The sequence below is a fragment of the Stutzerimonas sp. genome, assembly GCF_982611455.1.
On sequence record NZ_CEXBBO010000001.1, the window covers coordinates 225,054 to 242,014 of the forward strand.

Here is a 16,961-nt window from a genome sequence, read left to right on the forward strand (position 1 = left end):
TGGAGTTCGGTGTTTTTGCTGCTTCGCCATCCTGCTTGCTGTGAGCGACTTCGTTGCTATCGCGCACCTTCGGATCAGTCGACGGGGCGCTGGTGAGTTTGTTGGTAATGCTGGATTGCCTGCAAACGTTCGTGTTTGAGCGCGTCGCCCAAAGCCGCACCCTTGTAGCCTTGCTCTATCAGTGGTTTTACCGGCACGGAGCGTGCGGATTCCGCGGCGCCGCGCAGGTAGTTGGACTGGGGATAGTCGCGCTGTTCGAGATCAGGGAGGCCTTGGGCGACCATTTCGCAGGCGGCGATGAAATGTTCGAAGCGTTCGGGGCGGCGGTAAATATCGAAGTGCTGGAGCAGGTCGAAGAGCGTCGAGGCGCGTAGCTCAATCGCTCGATAACCCAGAGTGTGGAACTCGCCAACCAGCATGGCAAGTTCCTGACAGTCACGTGGCACCTTGTAACGCGCATTGGTGGCCTCGATCGGCTGCAGATCTTTTTTCTCCTGGGCAATATGCTGCGGCCATTGATCATCCGGCGTGTTGCCCTTACCCAGATCATGCAGCAGGCAAGCCCAGCGCACTGTCAGTGGCTGCTCGTGGATCGCGCATTGGCGCAGCACGCTGAGCAAATGCTCCCCCGGATCGGTTTTTTTCGATTGATGCGCGGCCGCTTGCGGTGCGCCGAACAAGGCATCGATCTCCGGGAATAGCTCTTTTAAGGCGCCGCAATCGCGTAGCACCTGCACGAACACGTCGGGACGAGGCTCCATCAGTGCACGCGAAATCTCCTTCCAGCTGCGTTCCGGTGTCAGCGCTTGCAACTCTCCCGACTCGGCGAGCTGGCGCATCAGTGCCTGAGTCTCTTCGGCTACGCTGAAGCCAAGCTCGGCATAGCGTGCTGCAAAACGGGCGACGCGCAGCACTCTTAACGGGTCCTCGGCGAAAGCGGGGGACACGTGTCTGAGTCGGCGCGCGGCGAGATCGGACTGGCCGTCATAGGGGTCGATCAGATGGCCGTGTTCATCCTCGGCCATGGCATTGATCGTCAGGTCGCGACGGATCAGGTCTTCTTCCAGGGTTACGTCAGGGCTGGCATAAAAGGTAAAACCGCCATAACCGCGACCGCTCTTACGCTCGGTGCGGGCAAGCGCATATTCCTCGCCGGAAGTCGGATGCAGAAAAACCGGAAAATCTGCGCCCACCGGGCGAAAACCTTTGGCCTGCATTTCCTCTGCACTGGAGCCGACCACGACCCAATCCACTTCGGTCACCGGTCGCCCCAGCAACCGGTCACGTACTGCCCCGCCGACTTTGTAGATCTGCATGTCTTCCTCCGTTCGGGCGGAGGATAAAGGATAACGGCGGTGAAGCCGATAAAAGCGCCGGAGGCTGGACGGAAAGCAGCCTCCAGCCTTCAATGCATTGCTGGCAGATTCATGCCGGGGAATTTGCTTTCGGCTTCTGGCTCGATTCGGGTCGGCATGTGGTGGGTAGTGACCAACTTGTCGTCCTGCATCGATTGTAGGTGCACGTCGAAACCCCAGAGCCGATGCAAGTGCTTGAGCACCTCTTCGGTCGACCCGCCCAACGGTTTGCGGTCATGTTGTTGGTGGCGCAGCGTGAGCGAGCGATCACCGCGGCGGTCGACGCTCCAAACCTGCACGTTGGGCTCACGATTGCCGAGGTTGTACTGCGCCGCCAGCAATTCGCGAATGGTGTGGTAGCCGCTCTCGTCGTGGATGGCTGGGACCAGCAATTCATCCTTGCGGTCGTCGTCCAGAATGCTGAACAGCTTGAGGTCACGAATCACCTTGGGCGAGAGAAACTGCAAAATGAAACTCTCGTCCTTGAAGTTATTCATGGCGAATTTGACGGTGGTCAGCCAATCACTGCCGGCAATGTCCGGGAACCAGCGCTTGTCTTCCTCTGTCGGGTGCTCGCAGATCCTGCGAATGTCCTGATACATGGCGAACCCCAGCGTGTAGGGGTTGATGCCGCTGTAATACGGACTGTCGAAGCCGGGCTGATAGATGACGCTGGTATGGGACTGAAGGAACTCGAACATGAATCCGTCGGTTACCAGTCCCTCGTCGTAGAGGTCGTTGATCAGCGTGTAGTGCCAGAAGGTGGCCCAACCTTCGTTCATCACCTGAGTCTGGCGCTGCGGATAGAAATACTGCGCGATCTTGCGCACGATGCGCACGACTTCGCGCTGCCAGGGCTCCAGCAGCGGGGCGTGCTTCTCGATGAAGTAGAGAATGTTCTCCTGTGGCTCGACCGGAAAGCGTTGATCCCGCTGGCGCTCATCTTCCTTCTCGCCAAACTTGGGTATGGTGCGCCAGAGGTCGTTGATCTGCTTTTGCAGGTGCTCTTCGCGATCCTTCTGCCGGCGTCGTTCCTCTTCGGCAGAGATGGGGTAGGGCCGCTTGTAGCGATCGACGCCGTAGTTCATCAACGCGTGGCAAGAGTCCAGCAAATCCTCCACCGCATCGATGCCGTGGCGCTCTTCACACTGCATGATGTACTGCTTGGCGAAAACCAAGTAGTCGATGATCGAACTGGCATCGGTCCAGGTGCGGAACAGATAGTTGCCCTTGAAGAAACTGTTGTGCCCGTAGCTGGCATGGGCGATCACCAGCGCCTGCATGGTGATGGTGTTCTCTTCCATCAGATAGGCAATGCAGGGATCTGAATTGATCACGATCTCGTAGGCCAGACCCATCTGACCGCGGGTGTAGGACTTTTCCGTGCTGAGAAAATGCTTGCCGTAGGACCAGTGGTGATAGCCGAGCGGCATGCCCACCGAGGCATAGGCATCCATCATCTGCTCGGCGGTGATCACCTCGATCTGATTGGGATAGGTATCCAGCGCGTAACGCTCGGCAATGCGGCCAATCTCGCGGTCGTAGGTTCGGATCAGCTCGAAGGTCCATTCCGAACCGGTGGAAATGGGCTGTCGTTTCATGCTGCGTACCTCAGCTAGCCATGCGGCGCTGGAAGAGTTCGCGGAACACCGGATAGATGTCTCCCGCCGTCACCAGTTGTTGCTGGGCGAACGATTCGCCAAAGGCTTCGGCCACCTGGTTGTATTCGTACCACAGCGCCTGGTGTTCGCGCGGCGTGATTTCGACATAGGTGAAATATTGGACGACCGGCATGATCTGGTTGATCAGAATGTCGCGGCAGATTGGAGAGTCATCGTTCCAGTTGTCGCCATCGGAAGCCTGCGCGGCATAGATGTTCCACTCGTTGGCCGGGTAACGCTCGGCCATGATTTCCTGCATCATTTTCAGCGCACTGGAGACAATGGTCCCGCCCGTTTCGCGTGAGTAGAAGAATTCTTCTTCATCAACTTCCTTAGCGCTGGTGTGATGACGGATGAACACCACGTCGATCTTTTCGTAGTTCCGCTTGAGGAACAGGTACAGCAGGATGAAGAAGCGCTTGGCGACGTCCTTGGTTGTCTGGGTCATGGAACCGGAGACATCCATCAGGCAGAACATCACCGCCTTGGAGCTGGGGTTGGGATGCTTGACCAGCAGGTTGTACTTGAGGTCGAAGGTGTCGAGAAAGGGGATGCGGTGAATGCGGGCGCTGAGCCGCTGGATTTCCTCCTCGGCCGCCTGGATGTCGCTGAAATTAGCCGGTTCCTCGAGCTTGAGGCGCGCGAGCTCCGCCTTCACCTCACGCAACTTCGCGCGGCTACTGCCTGAAAGAGCAATACGGCGCGCGTGAGCCGAACGCAGGGTACGAACGATGTTGATCCGGGATGGATTGCCCTCGCTGCTGATGCCGGCGCGGACAGTTTTAAAAGTATCGGTGCCCGCCAGGTGGCGTTTGACTAGATTGGGGAGTTCCAGGTCCTCGAACATGAAGTCCAGAAACTCCTCCTGAGTGATCTGGAAGACGAAATCGTCCATGCCTTCGCCACTGTTGCTGGCCTTGCCTGCCCCCTGGCCGCCACCGCCGCCCTGTGGACGGGGAATCCGTTCACCCGCGATAAACTCCTTATTGCCCGGGTGGACGATGGTCTGCCGACCGCCGCGCCCGTGGTGCAGGATCGGTTCATCGATATCGCGACCTGGAATGCTGATTTGCTCGCCGTGTTCCATGTCGGTAATGGAGCGACGTCCAACCGCTTCTTCCACGGCCTTCTTGATATGCCCACGGTATCGCTGCAAGAAGCGCTGGCGATTGACCGTGCTCTTGTTTTTGCCGTTCAAACGGCGGTCGATCACGTAACTCATAGATGCCCTCCGGGCGCTACAGGCTACGGGCCACAGGCGGCAGGTTACTGCTTCGCTTGCGCCTGTAGCCTGGGGCTTGCAGCCTAGGGCCGCATTACTGCGATTTACGTACCCGCAGATACCATTCCGACAGCAGGCGCACCTGCTTCTCGGTGTAGCCGCGTTCGACCATCCGCACGACGAAATCGTTGTGCTTCTTCTGATCTTCCTTGCTGGCCTTGGCGTTGAAGCTGATGACCGGCAGCAGGTCTTCGGTGTTGGAGAACATCTTTTTCTCGATCACCACGCGCAGCTTCTCGTAGCTGAGCCAAGACGGGTTCTTACCGTTGTTGTTGGCCCGGGCACGCAACACGAAATTGACGATTTCGTTGCGGAAATCCTTCGGATTGCTGATGCCGGCCGGCTTCTCGATTTTTTCGAGCTCCTCATTAAGCGCGGCGCGATTGAGGATTTCGCCGGTTTCAGGATCCCGGTATTCCTGGTCCTGAATCCAGAAATCGGCGTATAGCACGTAGCGGTCGAAGATGTTCTGCCCGTACTCGCTGTAAGACTCGAGGTAGGCGGTCTGGATTTCCTTGCCGATGAAGTCCACGTAACGCGGCGCCAGATATTCCTTGATGAAGCGCAGATAGCGTTCGCGTACCTCGGCGGGGAACTGTTCCTGCTCGATCTGCTGCTCCAGAACATAAAGCAGGTGCACCGGGTTTGCCGCGATCTCATGCGGATCGAAGTTGAATACCTTGGACAGGATCTTGAAGGCGAAACGCGTGGACAGACCATTCATGCCCTCGTCGACGCCAGCCGTGTCGCGGTACTCCTGAATCGACTTGGCCTTGGGGTCGGTGTCCTTGAGGTTCTCACCGTCGTAGACACGCATTTTCGAGTAGATGTTGGAGTTGTCCGGCTCCTTCAGTCGGCTGAGTACCGAGAACTGCGCGAGCATCTTCAGCGTATCGGGGGCGCAATGGGCTTTTGACAGCGAGCTGTTGAACAGGAGTTTGTCGTAAATCTTGATCTCGTCGGTGACGCGCAGGCAGTAAGGCACCTTGACGATGTAGATGCGGTCGATGAACGCCTCATTGTTCTTGTTGTTACGGAAGGTATGCCACTCCGATTCGTTGGAGTGGGCCAACAGAATGCCGCTGTACGGAATCGCGCCGAGGCCTTCGGTACTGTTGTAATTGCCTTCCTGGGTCGCGGTCAGCAAAGGATGGAGCACCTTGATCGGTGCCTTGAACATCTCGACGAATTCCATCAGGCCCTGGTTGGCCCGGCACAACGCACCCGAATAGCTATACGCGTCAGGGTCGTTCTGCGGAAATTCCTCTAGTTTTCGGATATCCACCTTGCCCACCAGCGCCGATATGTCCTGGTTGTTCTCGTCGCCGGGTTCGGTCTTGGCTACGGCGATCTGGTTGAGAATCGAGGGATACAGTTTGACTACGCGGAACTGGCTGATGTCGCCGCCGAACTCTTGCAGGCGTTTGGTTGCCCAGGGAGACATGATCGAATTGAGATAGCGGCGTGGGATGCCGTAATCCTCCTCGAGTATCTCCGCGTCTTCCGCCGGATTGAATAGGCCCAGTGGCGATTCGAATACCGGAGAGCCCTTGATGGCATAGAAGGGCACTTTCTCGATCAGTTGCTTGAGCTTCTCGGCCAGCGATGACTTGCCGCCGCCCACCGGGCCGAGGAGGTAGAGGATCTGCTTCTTTTCTTCCAGCCCCTGCGCGGCGTGGCGGAAGTAGGAAACGATCTGATCGATGCAATCTTCCATGCCGTGAAAATCTTCGAAGGCAGGGTAGCGACGGATGACCTTGTTGGAGAAGATTCGCGATAGCCGCGAGTCGGTTGAGGTGTCGACCAGCTGTGGTTCGCCGATGGCTATCAGCAAACGCTCAGCGGCAGTGGCGTAAGTGCCCCGGTCTTCCTTGCACAGGTCGAGGTATTCCTGAAGCGAATACTCTTCTTGGCGGGTTGCTTCGAATCGTTGCTGGAAATGGCTGAAAATGCTCATTGACTTCACCTCGGACGATGCTCGGAGCCGGTGTTGTCATCAGGCATTCAGGTACCGGCCGATAATCGGCCTGTGGAGTCCCCCCGAACACCTGATGGTCGAAACCTGAGGCCCGGTGGCCGAAAACGGCTTCACCTGTTTGGATGGCCTGAACTGAAGGATAGTTCGGATTCAACAAATTCAAGGGAGGAGAGGTGCATTTACCGCTGCGTTTCGTCGGATGAGGGGCGCAAGGCCGCGCAATGCGCGGCCTCTGAGAGAAATATTATTTATGCAGGATCGCCCTGCTCGATGTCCTGAGGGAAGCTGTGGCGCCACAGCTCGAAGCCGCCATCGAGACTATAGACATCCGAAAAGCCCTGATGGACCAGATACGCCGCCGCGCTCTGGCTGGAATGGCCGTGATAACAGGTGACGATAAGCGGATGGTCAAGGTCCGCCGCGGCGATGAAGTCGGGTAACGAATGATTGTCGAGATGTGTCGATCCCTTGATATGACCATTGGCGTAGCTGTGCGCGTCGCGAATATCGACGATAACGCCGCCTTCGCTGCGCAGCGCCTGTGCCTGCTCCGGAGAGATGCGTTTGAAATCAGTCATGGGTTGCCTCGCAGTTGCAGCGGTGCAGTTCGCCGCTGTCGAGATTCATCAGGGTCATGGCATTACCCCACACGCAGCCAGTATCCAGCGCATAGACATTGGGCGCGTCGCACTGACCTTCCAGTGCGGCCCAATGACCAAAGATGATCTTGCAGCCTCGGGTTTTGCGATTGGAATGGCTGAACCAGGGCGCGAATCCTGGGGGCGCAGAACCGAGCCCTTCCTTGGCCTCCAGATCGAGGGTGCCATCGGATTTGCAAAAGCGCATGCGGGTGAAATAGTTGGTAATCAGACGCAGCCGCGGTATGCCGTGGAGCTCCTTGTTCCATTTGGCCGGCTGGTTACCATACATCCCGTCGAGAAACAGCGGCAGCATGGCGTCATCGCGTAATGCTTGTTCGACTTCGGCGGCGCGTCGTAGCGCCTTGTCCATTGTCCACTGCGGCGGGATGCCGGCATGGACCATGGTGGCTTCGCGTTCGGCATCGTGATGGATGATCTTTTGCTGACGCAGCCAATCGATCAGATCGGCACGGTCGGGTGCATCAAGGATCGGCTTGAGGGTATCGGCTCTTTTCAGCCGCCCGACATCGTACGCAACGGCCAGCAGATGCAGGTCATGGTTGCCCAGTACGGTAACGCCCGAACTGCCCAGATTACGAACGAAGCGCAGCGCCTCAAGCGACGCTGGGCCACGATTGACCAGGTCCCCGGCGAGCCACAGGCAATCGCGCGAAGGGCTGAAATCGACCCGCTGCAACAGACGCTGGAGCGGTTCAAGGCAACCTTGCAGGTCGCCAACAGCATAGGTAGTCAATGCAAGGCTCCGGGTACGGCCAGCCGGAATGGCGCAATCACGGCGTCGAAGCGATGCCCGTCTTCGGCGAGCATTTGATAGCTGCCCTGCATGGTGCCGACGCGGGAAGCCATCAGCGTGCCGCTGGTATAGACATGTCGCTGGCCAGGAGCGAGCACTGGCTGCTCGCCGACCACGCCGGCGCCACGCACTTCCTGCACTTGGCCATCGCCGTCGGTGATGATCCAGTGGCGTGATAGCAATTGTGCAGTGAGCTGGCCTTTGTTTTCGATCGTTACCCTGTAGGCAAAGGCATAACGGTTTTGTTCCGGCTGCGATTGGTCGGCCAGGTATGCCGGGCTGATATCGACGTCGATCCTGTAGCGAAGGTCTTCAGGCATGAGGTGCTCCTGCTCGTGGGTTCGTCGTCAGACGCGGGCGCAGCTGCGGGCGGAAAGTTGGTCGGACAGTCTTACGAACGCTGCCAGATCCAGCTGTTCCGGACGCAGGCTGCCATCAACGTCGGCGGCGGCGATGGCGTCCGCATCCAGCAATCCCTTAAGCGTATTGCGCAGGGTCTTGCGACGCTGGTTAAACGCCTGGCGGACCACGTTTTCGAGCTGGCGGTGATCGTGTGCCGGATGTGGTAACACTTCATGGGGTACAAGGCGAACAATCGCTGACTCTACCTTTGGCGCCGGGTTGAAAGCGCCGGGCCCGACATTGAACAGGTGTTCGACGCGACAGTGGTACTGCACCATGATCGACAGTCGCCCCCAATCACCGCCACCGGGTTGCGCAGCGAGCCGCTCGACCACTTCCTTCTGCAGCATGAAATGCATGTCACGGATCAGTCCGGCATGGTCGAGCAAATGAAAGATCAGCGGTGTGGAAATGTTGTACGGCAGGTTGCCAACGATACGCAGACTGTCGGACTCCTGGCTCAGCTCGGCGAAATCGAATTTCAGCGCATCACCCTGATGCAGCGCGAAATTTTCGCGACCGGCAAATTTGTGCTTCAGGATCGGAATGAGGTCCAGGTCCAGTTCGACCACGTCCAGGTGTGCGCCGCTATCTAGCAAGCCTTCGGTGAGGGCGCCCTGGCCCGGCCCAATCTCGACGATTCGCTCGCCCTGTTTGGCGTGGATGGATCGCAGGATGCGGTGGATCACGCCGGCATCATGGAGAAAGTTCTGGCCGAAACGCTTGCGCGCGCGGTGTTGGTATTCAGACATCGGAAAGCGGCTCCAGGCTTCAGGCTGCAAGCGGCAGGCTCAAAGCACAAGGCAAAGGGGAAAAGACGCGCAGTTTAACAGCGAACATCAGTGCCAAGCTGCATGAGTCATGCACAAGTGCTATGTGAAGGTCGATGGGTTAGCAGCGCAGGCCAGATGCCGCAGGTGCACGAAAGACGGCAGCTGCGTAATCCATCGTCGATGTCAGGGCGGCTACACTGCCGCGGGTTACGCGACGCCGGATGTCCGTGCAGTCGCGGCTTCAACATTCCTGCGTCGCTTACCGTCTTATTAGGTGCGGCGGCTTTCGGCCATCTGATACGCCGTCTCCAGCGCCACTTGCAGGCTGCCGGTATCGACTCGGCCGCTGCCGGCGAGATCGAGTGCAGTGCCGTGGTCGACCGATGTACGCACGATGGGCAAACCCAGCGTGACATTGACCGCTGCGCCGAAGCCTTTGTACTTGAGGACCGGCAATCCTTGGTCGTGATACATCGCCAGCACAGCATCGCAGCGGTCGAGGTGCTTGGGCGTGAACAGGGTATCGGCGGGCAGCGGACCGATCAGATTCAGGCCTTCGCCGCGCAGGCGTTGTAGGGTCGGTTCGATGACCTCGATTTCTTCGCGGCCCAGATGACCGCCCTCGCCAGCATGAGGGTTCAAACCGCAGACCAAGATGCGCGGCTGTGCAATGCCGAATTTGCCGATCAGGTCGGCGTGCAGGATACGGGTGACACGCTCCAGTCGCTCGGCGGTAATCGCCGCAGCGACATCCTTGAGGGGGAGGTGGGTGGTGACCAGCGCCACGCGCAGGCCGCGGGTAGCGAGCATCATCACGACCTGCTTGGTATTGGTCAGCTCGGCAAGAAACTCGGTATGACCTGAGAACGGGATGCCCGCCTCGTTGATTACGCCTTTGTGCACCGGGGCGGTGATCATGCCGGCGAAGCTGCCATCGAGGCAGCCCCGGCCGGCACGGGTAAGCGTCTCCAGCACATAACCGGCATTGGACGCATCGAGCTGCCCAGCTACGGCTGGAGAGCCCAGTGGCGTGTCCCAAACGTAGAGACTGCCGGCCGGCGCGGGTTTATCGGGCCAGTGTTCCGGCGCTACGGTTGTTATATGAACGTCCAATCCCAGTTCATTGGCGCGGGCGCTCAATAAATCGGCACTGGCAATGGCGATCAATGGATGAGGATGACTGTCGCGAGCAAGCAGCAGGCAGAGGTCGGGACCGATACCGGCGGGTTCGCCGGGAGTCAGGGCGAAGCGTTTGACGGTCATGTCGATCAGTCTTCTGGCTGGGAAAAAAGAAACGGGCCGGCCGTATGGCCGGCCCGCAGAGGCGACGCATGATTCAATCCAGCTCGGCCGTCACTATCAGATCTTGATTTCGACGTAGGCCTCGTCGCGTATCTGGCGCAACCAGGCTTGCAGTTCTTCTTCGTACTTGCGGTTGCGCAGCAGGGTCAGCGCCTGCTGTTCACGGAACTCCTCGCTAGCGTCAGTAGCGCGGCGCCCCAGTACTTCGAGAATATGCCAGCCGTATGGAGTCTCGAACGCTTCGGACAGCTGGCCGCTGGGAGTGTTGGCCATGACCTCGCGGAACTCCGGTACCAGTGAGCTCGGGTCGATCCAGTCCAGGTCGCCGCCGTTGAGTGCCGAACCGGGATCTTCGGAGAAATTCTTCGCCAGTTCTGCAAAGCTTTCACCGGCCAGAATACGGTCACGCAGACGCTCGATCAGGCGCCGACTTTCCTCTTTGCTGCGGATCTGGCTAGGCTTGATCAGAATGTGGCGGACATGAATTTCGTCGCGCACCTGAGTGTCGCCGCCGCGCTTGTCCAATACTTTGAGAAGAATGAAACCTGGAGGTGTGCGCACCGGCCGAGTGACTTCGCCCACGGCCATGCCTCGAACTTCGCTGTCGAACGGTGGCGGTAATTGTGCGGCCTTGCGCCAACCCATATCGCCACCTTCCAGTGCGTTTTCACTGGCTGAGCGTGACACTGCAAGCCTGGCGAAATCTGCACCGTCCTGGATCTGTTTATAGGTGTCCATGGCGGTCTGTTCTGCGGCCTGAATGGCCGCCGAGTCGGCCGATTCCGCTACCGGAATCAGAATATTGGCCAGTCGATACTCTTCGGACAGCTGCAACTTGCCGAGATCGGAGGCAAGGAAGTTTTCGACTTCCTGGTTCGAAACCTGAATGCGTTCGGCGATACGGCGTTGGCGCACACGGCTGATGACCATTTCGCGGCGTATCTGCTCGCGTGCGGTCTCAAGGCTCAAACCATCGCGCTCCAGTGCGCCGCGAAACTGATCCAGAGTCATGTTGTTGCGCTGGGCAATGGTGCCCATGGCCTGATTGAGTTCTTCGTCAGAGATGCGAATGCCGGAACGTTCACCGATCTGCAATTGCAGGTTCTCGGTAATCAATCGCTCCAGCACCTGTTGCTGCATCACTTCGGTTGGCGGCATTTCTGCGCCGCGCTTCTCGATGGTTTGCTGAACCTCGCGCGTACGCTGGTCCAGCTGGCTCTGCATGATCACGTCGTTATCAACGATGGCGACGATGCGGTTGAGTTGACGGACTTCGGCCGAAACCGGTGTCGCCAGTGTTGCGCTGCTCACTAGCAGGGCGCCCAACAGCGGGCGTAGGTAATCAGAAAGCTTGGTCTTCACGTTCACGGTAACCTTGTATGCCTTCGTCGAGGAATGTCTCGGTGGAGCTGCCGAACACACCGCCGAGTCCCTTGAGGACGATTTGCAGGAAGATGCCATTGTCTGGCTCGTCATTCTGCGATGGGTTGAGACTGGTTTCGTGGTAGTCGATCCAGTAACGGTTGATCAGGCGCAGCTTCCAGCAGCAGCTGTCGTACTCGAAGCCGCCGAAGGCTTCCAGCGTGCGGCCGCGGCTGTAGTCATGCTGCCAGCGCGCAATCAGGCTCCACTGCGGCAGGATCGGCCAGATAGTGGAAATGTCGTGCTGGTTGATTTTGTAGTAATCCTTGATGTATTCGGGCGAGCCCGGCGTGCCGTAGTCGCCGCCATAGGACCACTGGCCGGTCGCTTGGTCGAAACGCACGGTATCGTTGCGATAGCGGTAGCCGAAGTTGACGATTTTTCTCGGATTGTCCGCCGGCTGGTAATGGAAGATCGCACTACCGGAGCGGGTCTTGCCCTCATCCGGATCCCAATTGAAAGTCGAATTGAAGCGCCAATCGCGGTTGTAACGGTACAGATACTCGAGCGCATACGGCGATACATTCGATGTGGAGCCTGGTCGATTCTCGAGATTCGGCAGCTGTACTACGCGATCGCGGAAGTAGAAAGTCTGGCCGATGCTGAAGCGCTGACGCTCCAGACCGTTCGGCTCGATCCAGCGGTTGGTCACGCCCAGTGAAACCTGATTGGCATCGCCAATTCTATCTGTGCCGGAGAAGCGGTTATCGCGCCACAGCGACGAGTAGTTGAAGGTGTATTCACCGGTATCGAATATCGGTATGTCGTTCTGATCTTCTTCTGGCACGTAGAGATAGAACAGCCTCGGCTCGAGAGTCTGACGGTAATCGTTGCCGAACCACTGGGTGTCGCGGTCGAAATACAGGCCGCTATCGATGCTGAAGATTGGCACGCTGCGGTCCGGGGAATTGTTGAACTGGCGGCCATCGTTGTTCAGATCGGCAATACCTTCTGCATCCAGGTCCAGATCGTAGCGAGTATAGGCGTACTTTATCGATGGCTTGACGAAGCCCCAGCTCCCGTTGAGCGGTAGGCTCACGCCCGGTTCCAGGTGCAGTCGCTCCCCCTCAGCGCGTGAGAGATCCTGTAGTCGGGTGTCGTACCAGGGCGCCCCGACCGGTTCTCCGCTCGCGTTGAAAGGACCTCCGTTTTTATCGAAGAAATTACCGTCACGCAGGCTGCGCTGAAAGCTGACGAACTCGGTGTTATACGCAAACCGCAAGCCGCCCGGCTGAAAGGGCAGCGCGCCGTTGAGCGTCAGCTGTGGCAGGCGCTCGTAGGGTGTGATATCGGCGATGGTGGCGCGCTCGTAAGCCTGTACGTTCAACCGCGCGGTGTAACTATCGCCGCGATAGCTAAGCGTACCCCGTTGGTCGAGATGAGCTGGCCGATCAATGCCCAGATTGGTATTCAGGTCCTGGAAATAATAAGGGTCGCTGATATCGGTGTAATCGACCTCGGCCAGCCAGCGGGTATCGAGCCCAGTCCTGTTCTGCCAGCTGTACAGCCAGCGCTGGTCTTTGTATTCCGATTGCAGCTTGCGGTTGTCCTTGCTGTCGTCAAGGTAGGCCGCGCTGAACTGGCCTTCGCTGCGTCGGGTCAGGTAACGGAAGTCGCCCTCGAGCAGCAAGCCGCGATCGGCCATGTAATTAGGGTAGAGCGTGGCGTCGAAATTCGGCGCCAGGTTGAAATAGTATGGCGTGACCAGCGATGGCCCTGTATCGCTCGACGAGCTGATGCTGGGCGCGAGGAAGCCGGACTGGCGACGGTCATCGATCGGGAAATGAATATAGGGGGTGTAGAACACCGGAACATCCTTGACCCGCAGCGTCACATTGGTCGCCGAACCGAAGCCGGTGGCGGGGTCCAGGGTGACGTTGTTGCCCTGCAGATGCCAGCTGTTCTCGCCCGGCTCGCAGCTGGTGTAGGTTCCGTCTTTAAGGCGGATGATGGCGTTTTCCGTGCGCTTGGCATACAGCGCGCTGCCGCGGATCTTACCTTCGTGAATCACGTACTCGGCATTGTCGACCTGGGCTTCACCGGTATCGAGGAAGAGTTCGGCGCGATCGCCGACCATCAGCGCGCCGCGATCACGCAGGCGGACGTTGCCCTTCAGCTCGCCGCGGTTTTCCAGCTGATACAGGCTCGCCTCGTCGGATTCGGCCTGGATACTGCCCTGGCGCAGCACCACATCGCCTGCCAGCGTGGCGATTTCCTGCTGTTGTTCGTAGCGGGTGGCTTTTGCCGAGACATAGGTCGGTGCTTCGCTCATCGGCGTATTGTCGAACTGACCTGGGCGGTTCGGTTCAACATAGGTGCCGGTACACGAGGGGCCGGCCTCGGCCAGTTGTGCATTGGTGAGCTGGTCGCGCGGCACCCAATCGAGATGGCTATAGTCGGCACTGCGCGAGGCGAGGGCGCGGCCTTTGCTCTCGGTAACCAGGGTCGTCGCGGCGGCCTGGCGTTCGGCCTTGCTCGCGGGCGGTTTCGCCGAGGCGCCGCTGCCGTCGGCGGCACTGCCGCGATGCACCGGGCGGGGCAGCGCGGAACTATCGATGTCGGAGGCGCAGTTCCAACTGCCACCGGTGCCAGGCTGGCAGGCGAATTGTTCGGCTGCGATAACAAGAGGAGTCGCTACAGGTTGCAATGCGAGCATGCCGCCGGTAACCAGTAGCGGGAATTTTTTACGAAAAGCGGGATATTTGACTGCCATCTTGTTTTTGGGTCCGTGCTTGCGGCGAGCCATCGGCCGGGCTGGGCCGCACGCCTCTCGATGGTCTGAAAAAGATGCTGGATAATAAAGCATGACCCGCCTATCGGCTAGCGCCGTGGAGAGCCCCTGATATGCCGCAACACGATCAACGCCTGCTGGACCTTAGCGCCTGGCTAAAGCCTAATCTGAGCGAGCTTTTTGCCCGTCGAGGTTGGGGCGACGTCCCTGATGCCCCCCTGGTTGCGGCCAGCAGCGATGCGAGTTTTCGCCGCTATTTTCGCTGGGAGGCGCAGGGGCGTAGTTTTATTCTCATGGATGCACCGCCACCGCAGGAAAACTGCCGGCCATTCGTTGCGGTCGCCGCGCTGCTGGCGGAGGCGGGCGTTCAGGTGCCCGAGGTCCTGGCTGAAGATCTCGAGCGTGGCTTTCTATTGCTGAGCGACCTGGGCCGGCAGACCTACCTGGACGTAATCGACCAAGCCAGTGCCGATGAGCTGTTCGCCGACGCGATTCGGTCGCTGCTGGCGTTCCAGGCGTTTCCGGTATCGATACCACTGCCGTCCTATGACGAGGCGCTGCTGCGCCGGGAGCTCCAACTGTTCCCGGAATGGTACGTGCAGCGCCATCTGGGACACAGTTTCAGCTCGGCCGAGCAACAGACCTGGGAGCGAATCTGCCGGCTGCTGATCGACTCGGCGCTCGATCAGCCCACGGTGCTGGTGCATCGCGACTATATGCCGCGCAACCTGATGCTCAGCCAGCCAAATCCGGGTGTGCTGGACTTTCAGGACGCGGTGATCGGGCCGGTGACCTACGACATCACCTCGCTGTTCAAGGACGCCTTTCTCAGCTGGCCTGAAGCGCGTGTCCAAGCTTGGCTTCAGAGCTATTGGGAATCCGCGCGCGTCGCCGGCATCCCGGTGCAGGGCAGCTTCGCCGAGTTTCATCGCGCCAGCGATCTGATGGGGTTGCAGCGGCATCTGAAGGTCATCGGCATCTTCGCCAGGATCTGCCATCGCGACGGCAAGCCCCGTTATCTGGCCGATGTGCCCCGCTTTTTCGCCTATATCGAGACGGTGCTGGCGCGCCGCCCCGAGCTGGCGGAACTGCACGAATTGTTGCAAGGCCTGCCGCAAGCGCAGGTAACACCATGAAGGCGATGATTCTTGCCGCAGGCAAGGGCGAGCGCCTTCGCCCCTTGACGCTGCATACGCCCAAACCTCTGGTGCAGGCGGGCGGCACGCCGTTGATCGAGTATCACATTCGAGCCCTGGCTGAGGCTGGCTTCAATGAACTGGTGATCAATCACGCCTGGCTTGGCGAGCAGATCGAAGCGCACCTGGGCGAGGGCGATCGCTTCGGCGTGCGCGTTCGTTATTCGGCAGAAGGCGAGCCGTTGGAAACCGGCGGCGGGATCCATCGGGCAATGCCCTTGCTCGGCGACCAACCATTTTTGGTGGTCAATGGCGATATCTGGACCGATTACGACTTCAGCTTGTTGGACAAGCCATTGTCCGGCTTGGCGCATCTTGTGCTGGTGGACAACCCGGCGCATCACCCGGCCGGGGATTTCGCCCTGGCCAATGGCTCGGTCAGGGAAGTATCCACGTCGGCCGCCACACTCACCTATAGCGGTATCGCCGTATTGAGTCCCCGTCTGTTTGATGGCTGCAGCGCGGGTGCATTCAAGCTTGCGCCATTGCTGCGGCAGGCAATGGCGGAGGGGCTCGTGAGCGGCGAGCACTACCGTGGGCGCTGGATCGACGTCGGCACCCATGAGCGGCTGGCTGAGGTCGAACGAATCCTGAAGGCGCGGTGCTGAATGTTCTGGCCCATTACGCTGTTGGGGACGCTGGCTGGTTGGTTGCTGGCGAGCATTCCGGGTGCGCTGCTCGGTGCCTTGATCGGGCAGATGCTCGATCGCCGGCTCGGACTCGATTCTTGGGCGAGCCTGCGTCATCGCCTCGGTGGCGGCAAGCCGGCAAGGCACGGCGACGAATTATTGTTCTTTCTCCTCGGGCGCTTGGCCAAAAGCAGCGGCCGGATCAGCGAAGCGCATATCCAGGCCGCTCGCAGCGAGATGCGCCGATTACAGTTGGCGCCAACGGCCCAGCGTGCGGCTATTGATGCGTTCTACCGTGGCAAATCCAGCGGTGACGGATTGCGCGAGCCGCTGCAGCGCCTACGCGGGCGACGCGACGAAGCGAAGGGCGTGCTTCAGGCCTGTTGGCGAATGGCGCGGGCGCAGGGTCAGATCGATGCGCGCGAGCACGAGCTGATCATGCTTTGGGGAAGGTGGATGGGCTGGGATTCGGCGGCTATCGCGGCGTTGGATCAGAATAACGGCCAACGCCAAGGCGCGCCGAGCAATCTCGGGGGCGCTTATGAACAGGCGTTGCGCTTGCTTGGCGTGCGCGCAGACAGCGAGCCACAGGTGATCAAACGCGCTTATCGGCGCTTGCTTAGCAAGCATCACCCCGACAAACAGGCCGGCGCCGGGGCCACGCCGTTGCAGGTTCGCGAAGCCACGGAGCGCACCCGTGAATTGCACAACGCCTACACGCTGATCCGCGAGCGTAAAGGCTTTCGCTAGTGCCTTAGGTCGGTGATAGCGATAC

At 59.3% G+C, this 16,961-nt stretch carries 14 protein-coding genes; 3 read left to right on the forward strand and 11 right to left on the reverse strand.

Features of this window, described 5'->3' with window-relative positions; genetic code table 11:
* Positions 1–74: 74 nt before the first annotated feature.
* From AC2LD7_RS01075 to AC2LD7_RS01125, 11 genes are all read right to left on the reverse strand, one after another.
* Entirely contained in the window at positions 75–1,316 is a 1,242-nt protein-coding gene (locus tag AC2LD7_RS01075; protein WP_484596003.1) for a multifunctional CCA addition/repair protein, read from the reverse strand.
* 89 nt (positions 1,317–1,405) lie between these two features.
* Positions 1,406–2,956 (reverse strand): SpoVR family protein, encoded by a 1,551-nt coding sequence (locus tag AC2LD7_RS01080; RefSeq protein WP_484596004.1) that lies wholly within the window; start codon positions 2,954–2,956, stop codon positions 1,406–1,408.
* A 10-nt stretch (positions 2,957–2,966) separates the two neighbouring features.
* A complete protein-coding gene (locus AC2LD7_RS01085; RefSeq protein WP_484596005.1) occupies positions 2,967–4,238 on the reverse strand; it encodes a YeaH/YhbH family protein in 1,272 nt (423 codons plus the stop codon).
* 94 nt (positions 4,239–4,332) lie between these two features.
* Positions 4,333–6,255, reverse strand: a complete 1,923-nt coding sequence (locus AC2LD7_RS01090) for a PrkA family serine protein kinase (protein WP_484596006.1) — start codon at positions 6,253–6,255, stop codon at positions 4,333–4,335.
* A 269-nt stretch (positions 6,256–6,524) separates the two neighbouring features.
* Entirely contained in the window at positions 6,525–6,854 is a 330-nt protein-coding gene (gene glpE / locus AC2LD7_RS01095) for a thiosulfate sulfurtransferase GlpE (RefSeq protein WP_484596007.1), read from the reverse strand.
* A complete protein-coding gene (locus AC2LD7_RS01100; RefSeq protein ID WP_484596008.1) occupies positions 6,847–7,671 on the reverse strand; it encodes a symmetrical bis(5'-nucleosyl)-tetraphosphatase in 825 nt (274 codons plus the stop codon). Before AC2LD7_RS01100 ends, glpE begins: the two co-directional genes overlap by 8 nt.
* On the reverse strand, positions 7,668–8,051 hold the full coding sequence (apaG, locus tag AC2LD7_RS01105) for a Co2+/Mg2+ efflux protein ApaG (protein WP_484596009.1): 384 nt from the start codon (positions 8,049–8,051) through the stop codon (positions 7,668–7,670). Before apaG ends, AC2LD7_RS01100 begins: the two co-directional genes overlap by 4 nt.
* 27 nt (positions 8,052–8,078) lie before the next feature.
* Positions 8,079–8,885: a 16S rRNA (adenine(1518)-N(6)/adenine(1519)-N(6))-dimethyltransferase RsmA gene (rsmA, locus tag AC2LD7_RS01110; RefSeq protein WP_484596010.1), complete on the reverse strand. Its 807-nt coding sequence runs from the start codon at positions 8,883–8,885 to the stop codon at positions 8,079–8,081.
* A 291-nt stretch (positions 8,886–9,176) separates the two neighbouring features.
* Entirely contained in the window at positions 9,177–10,169 is a 993-nt protein-coding gene (gene pdxA, locus AC2LD7_RS01115; protein WP_484596011.1) for a 4-hydroxythreonine-4-phosphate dehydrogenase PdxA, read from the reverse strand.
* A gap of 96 nt (positions 10,170–10,265) precedes the next feature.
* Positions 10,266–11,570 (reverse strand): peptidylprolyl isomerase, encoded by a 1,305-nt coding sequence (locus tag AC2LD7_RS01120; RefSeq protein WP_484596012.1) that lies wholly within the window; start codon positions 11,568–11,570, stop codon positions 10,266–10,268.
* Entirely contained in the window at positions 11,551–14,343 is a 2,793-nt protein-coding gene (locus AC2LD7_RS01125; protein WP_484596013.1) for an LPS-assembly protein LptD, read from the reverse strand. Before AC2LD7_RS01125 ends, AC2LD7_RS01120 begins: the two co-directional genes overlap by 20 nt.
* 131 nt (positions 14,344–14,474) lie before the next feature.
* On the opposite strand from AC2LD7_RS01125, the gene AC2LD7_RS01130 reads away from it, so the two are divergent.
* From AC2LD7_RS01130 to AC2LD7_RS01140, 3 genes are read left to right on the forward strand one after another with little or no spacing between them, the layout of a single operon-like run.
* Positions 14,475–15,497: an aminoglycoside phosphotransferase family protein gene (locus AC2LD7_RS01130; protein WP_484596014.1), complete on the forward strand. Its 1,023-nt coding sequence runs from the start codon at positions 14,475–14,477 to the stop codon at positions 15,495–15,497.
* Positions 15,494–16,165, forward strand: coding sequence for an N-acetylmuramate alpha-1-phosphate uridylyltransferase MurU (gene murU / locus AC2LD7_RS01135; RefSeq protein ID WP_484596015.1), 672 nt, complete (start codon positions 15,494–15,496; stop codon positions 16,163–16,165). The genes AC2LD7_RS01130 and murU overlap by 4 nt, the downstream gene beginning before the upstream one ends.
* A complete protein-coding gene (locus AC2LD7_RS01140; protein ID WP_484596016.1) occupies positions 16,166–16,936 on the forward strand; it encodes a DnaJ domain-containing protein in 771 nt (256 codons plus the stop codon).
* The last annotated feature ends 25 nt before the right edge of the window (positions 16,937–16,961 follow it).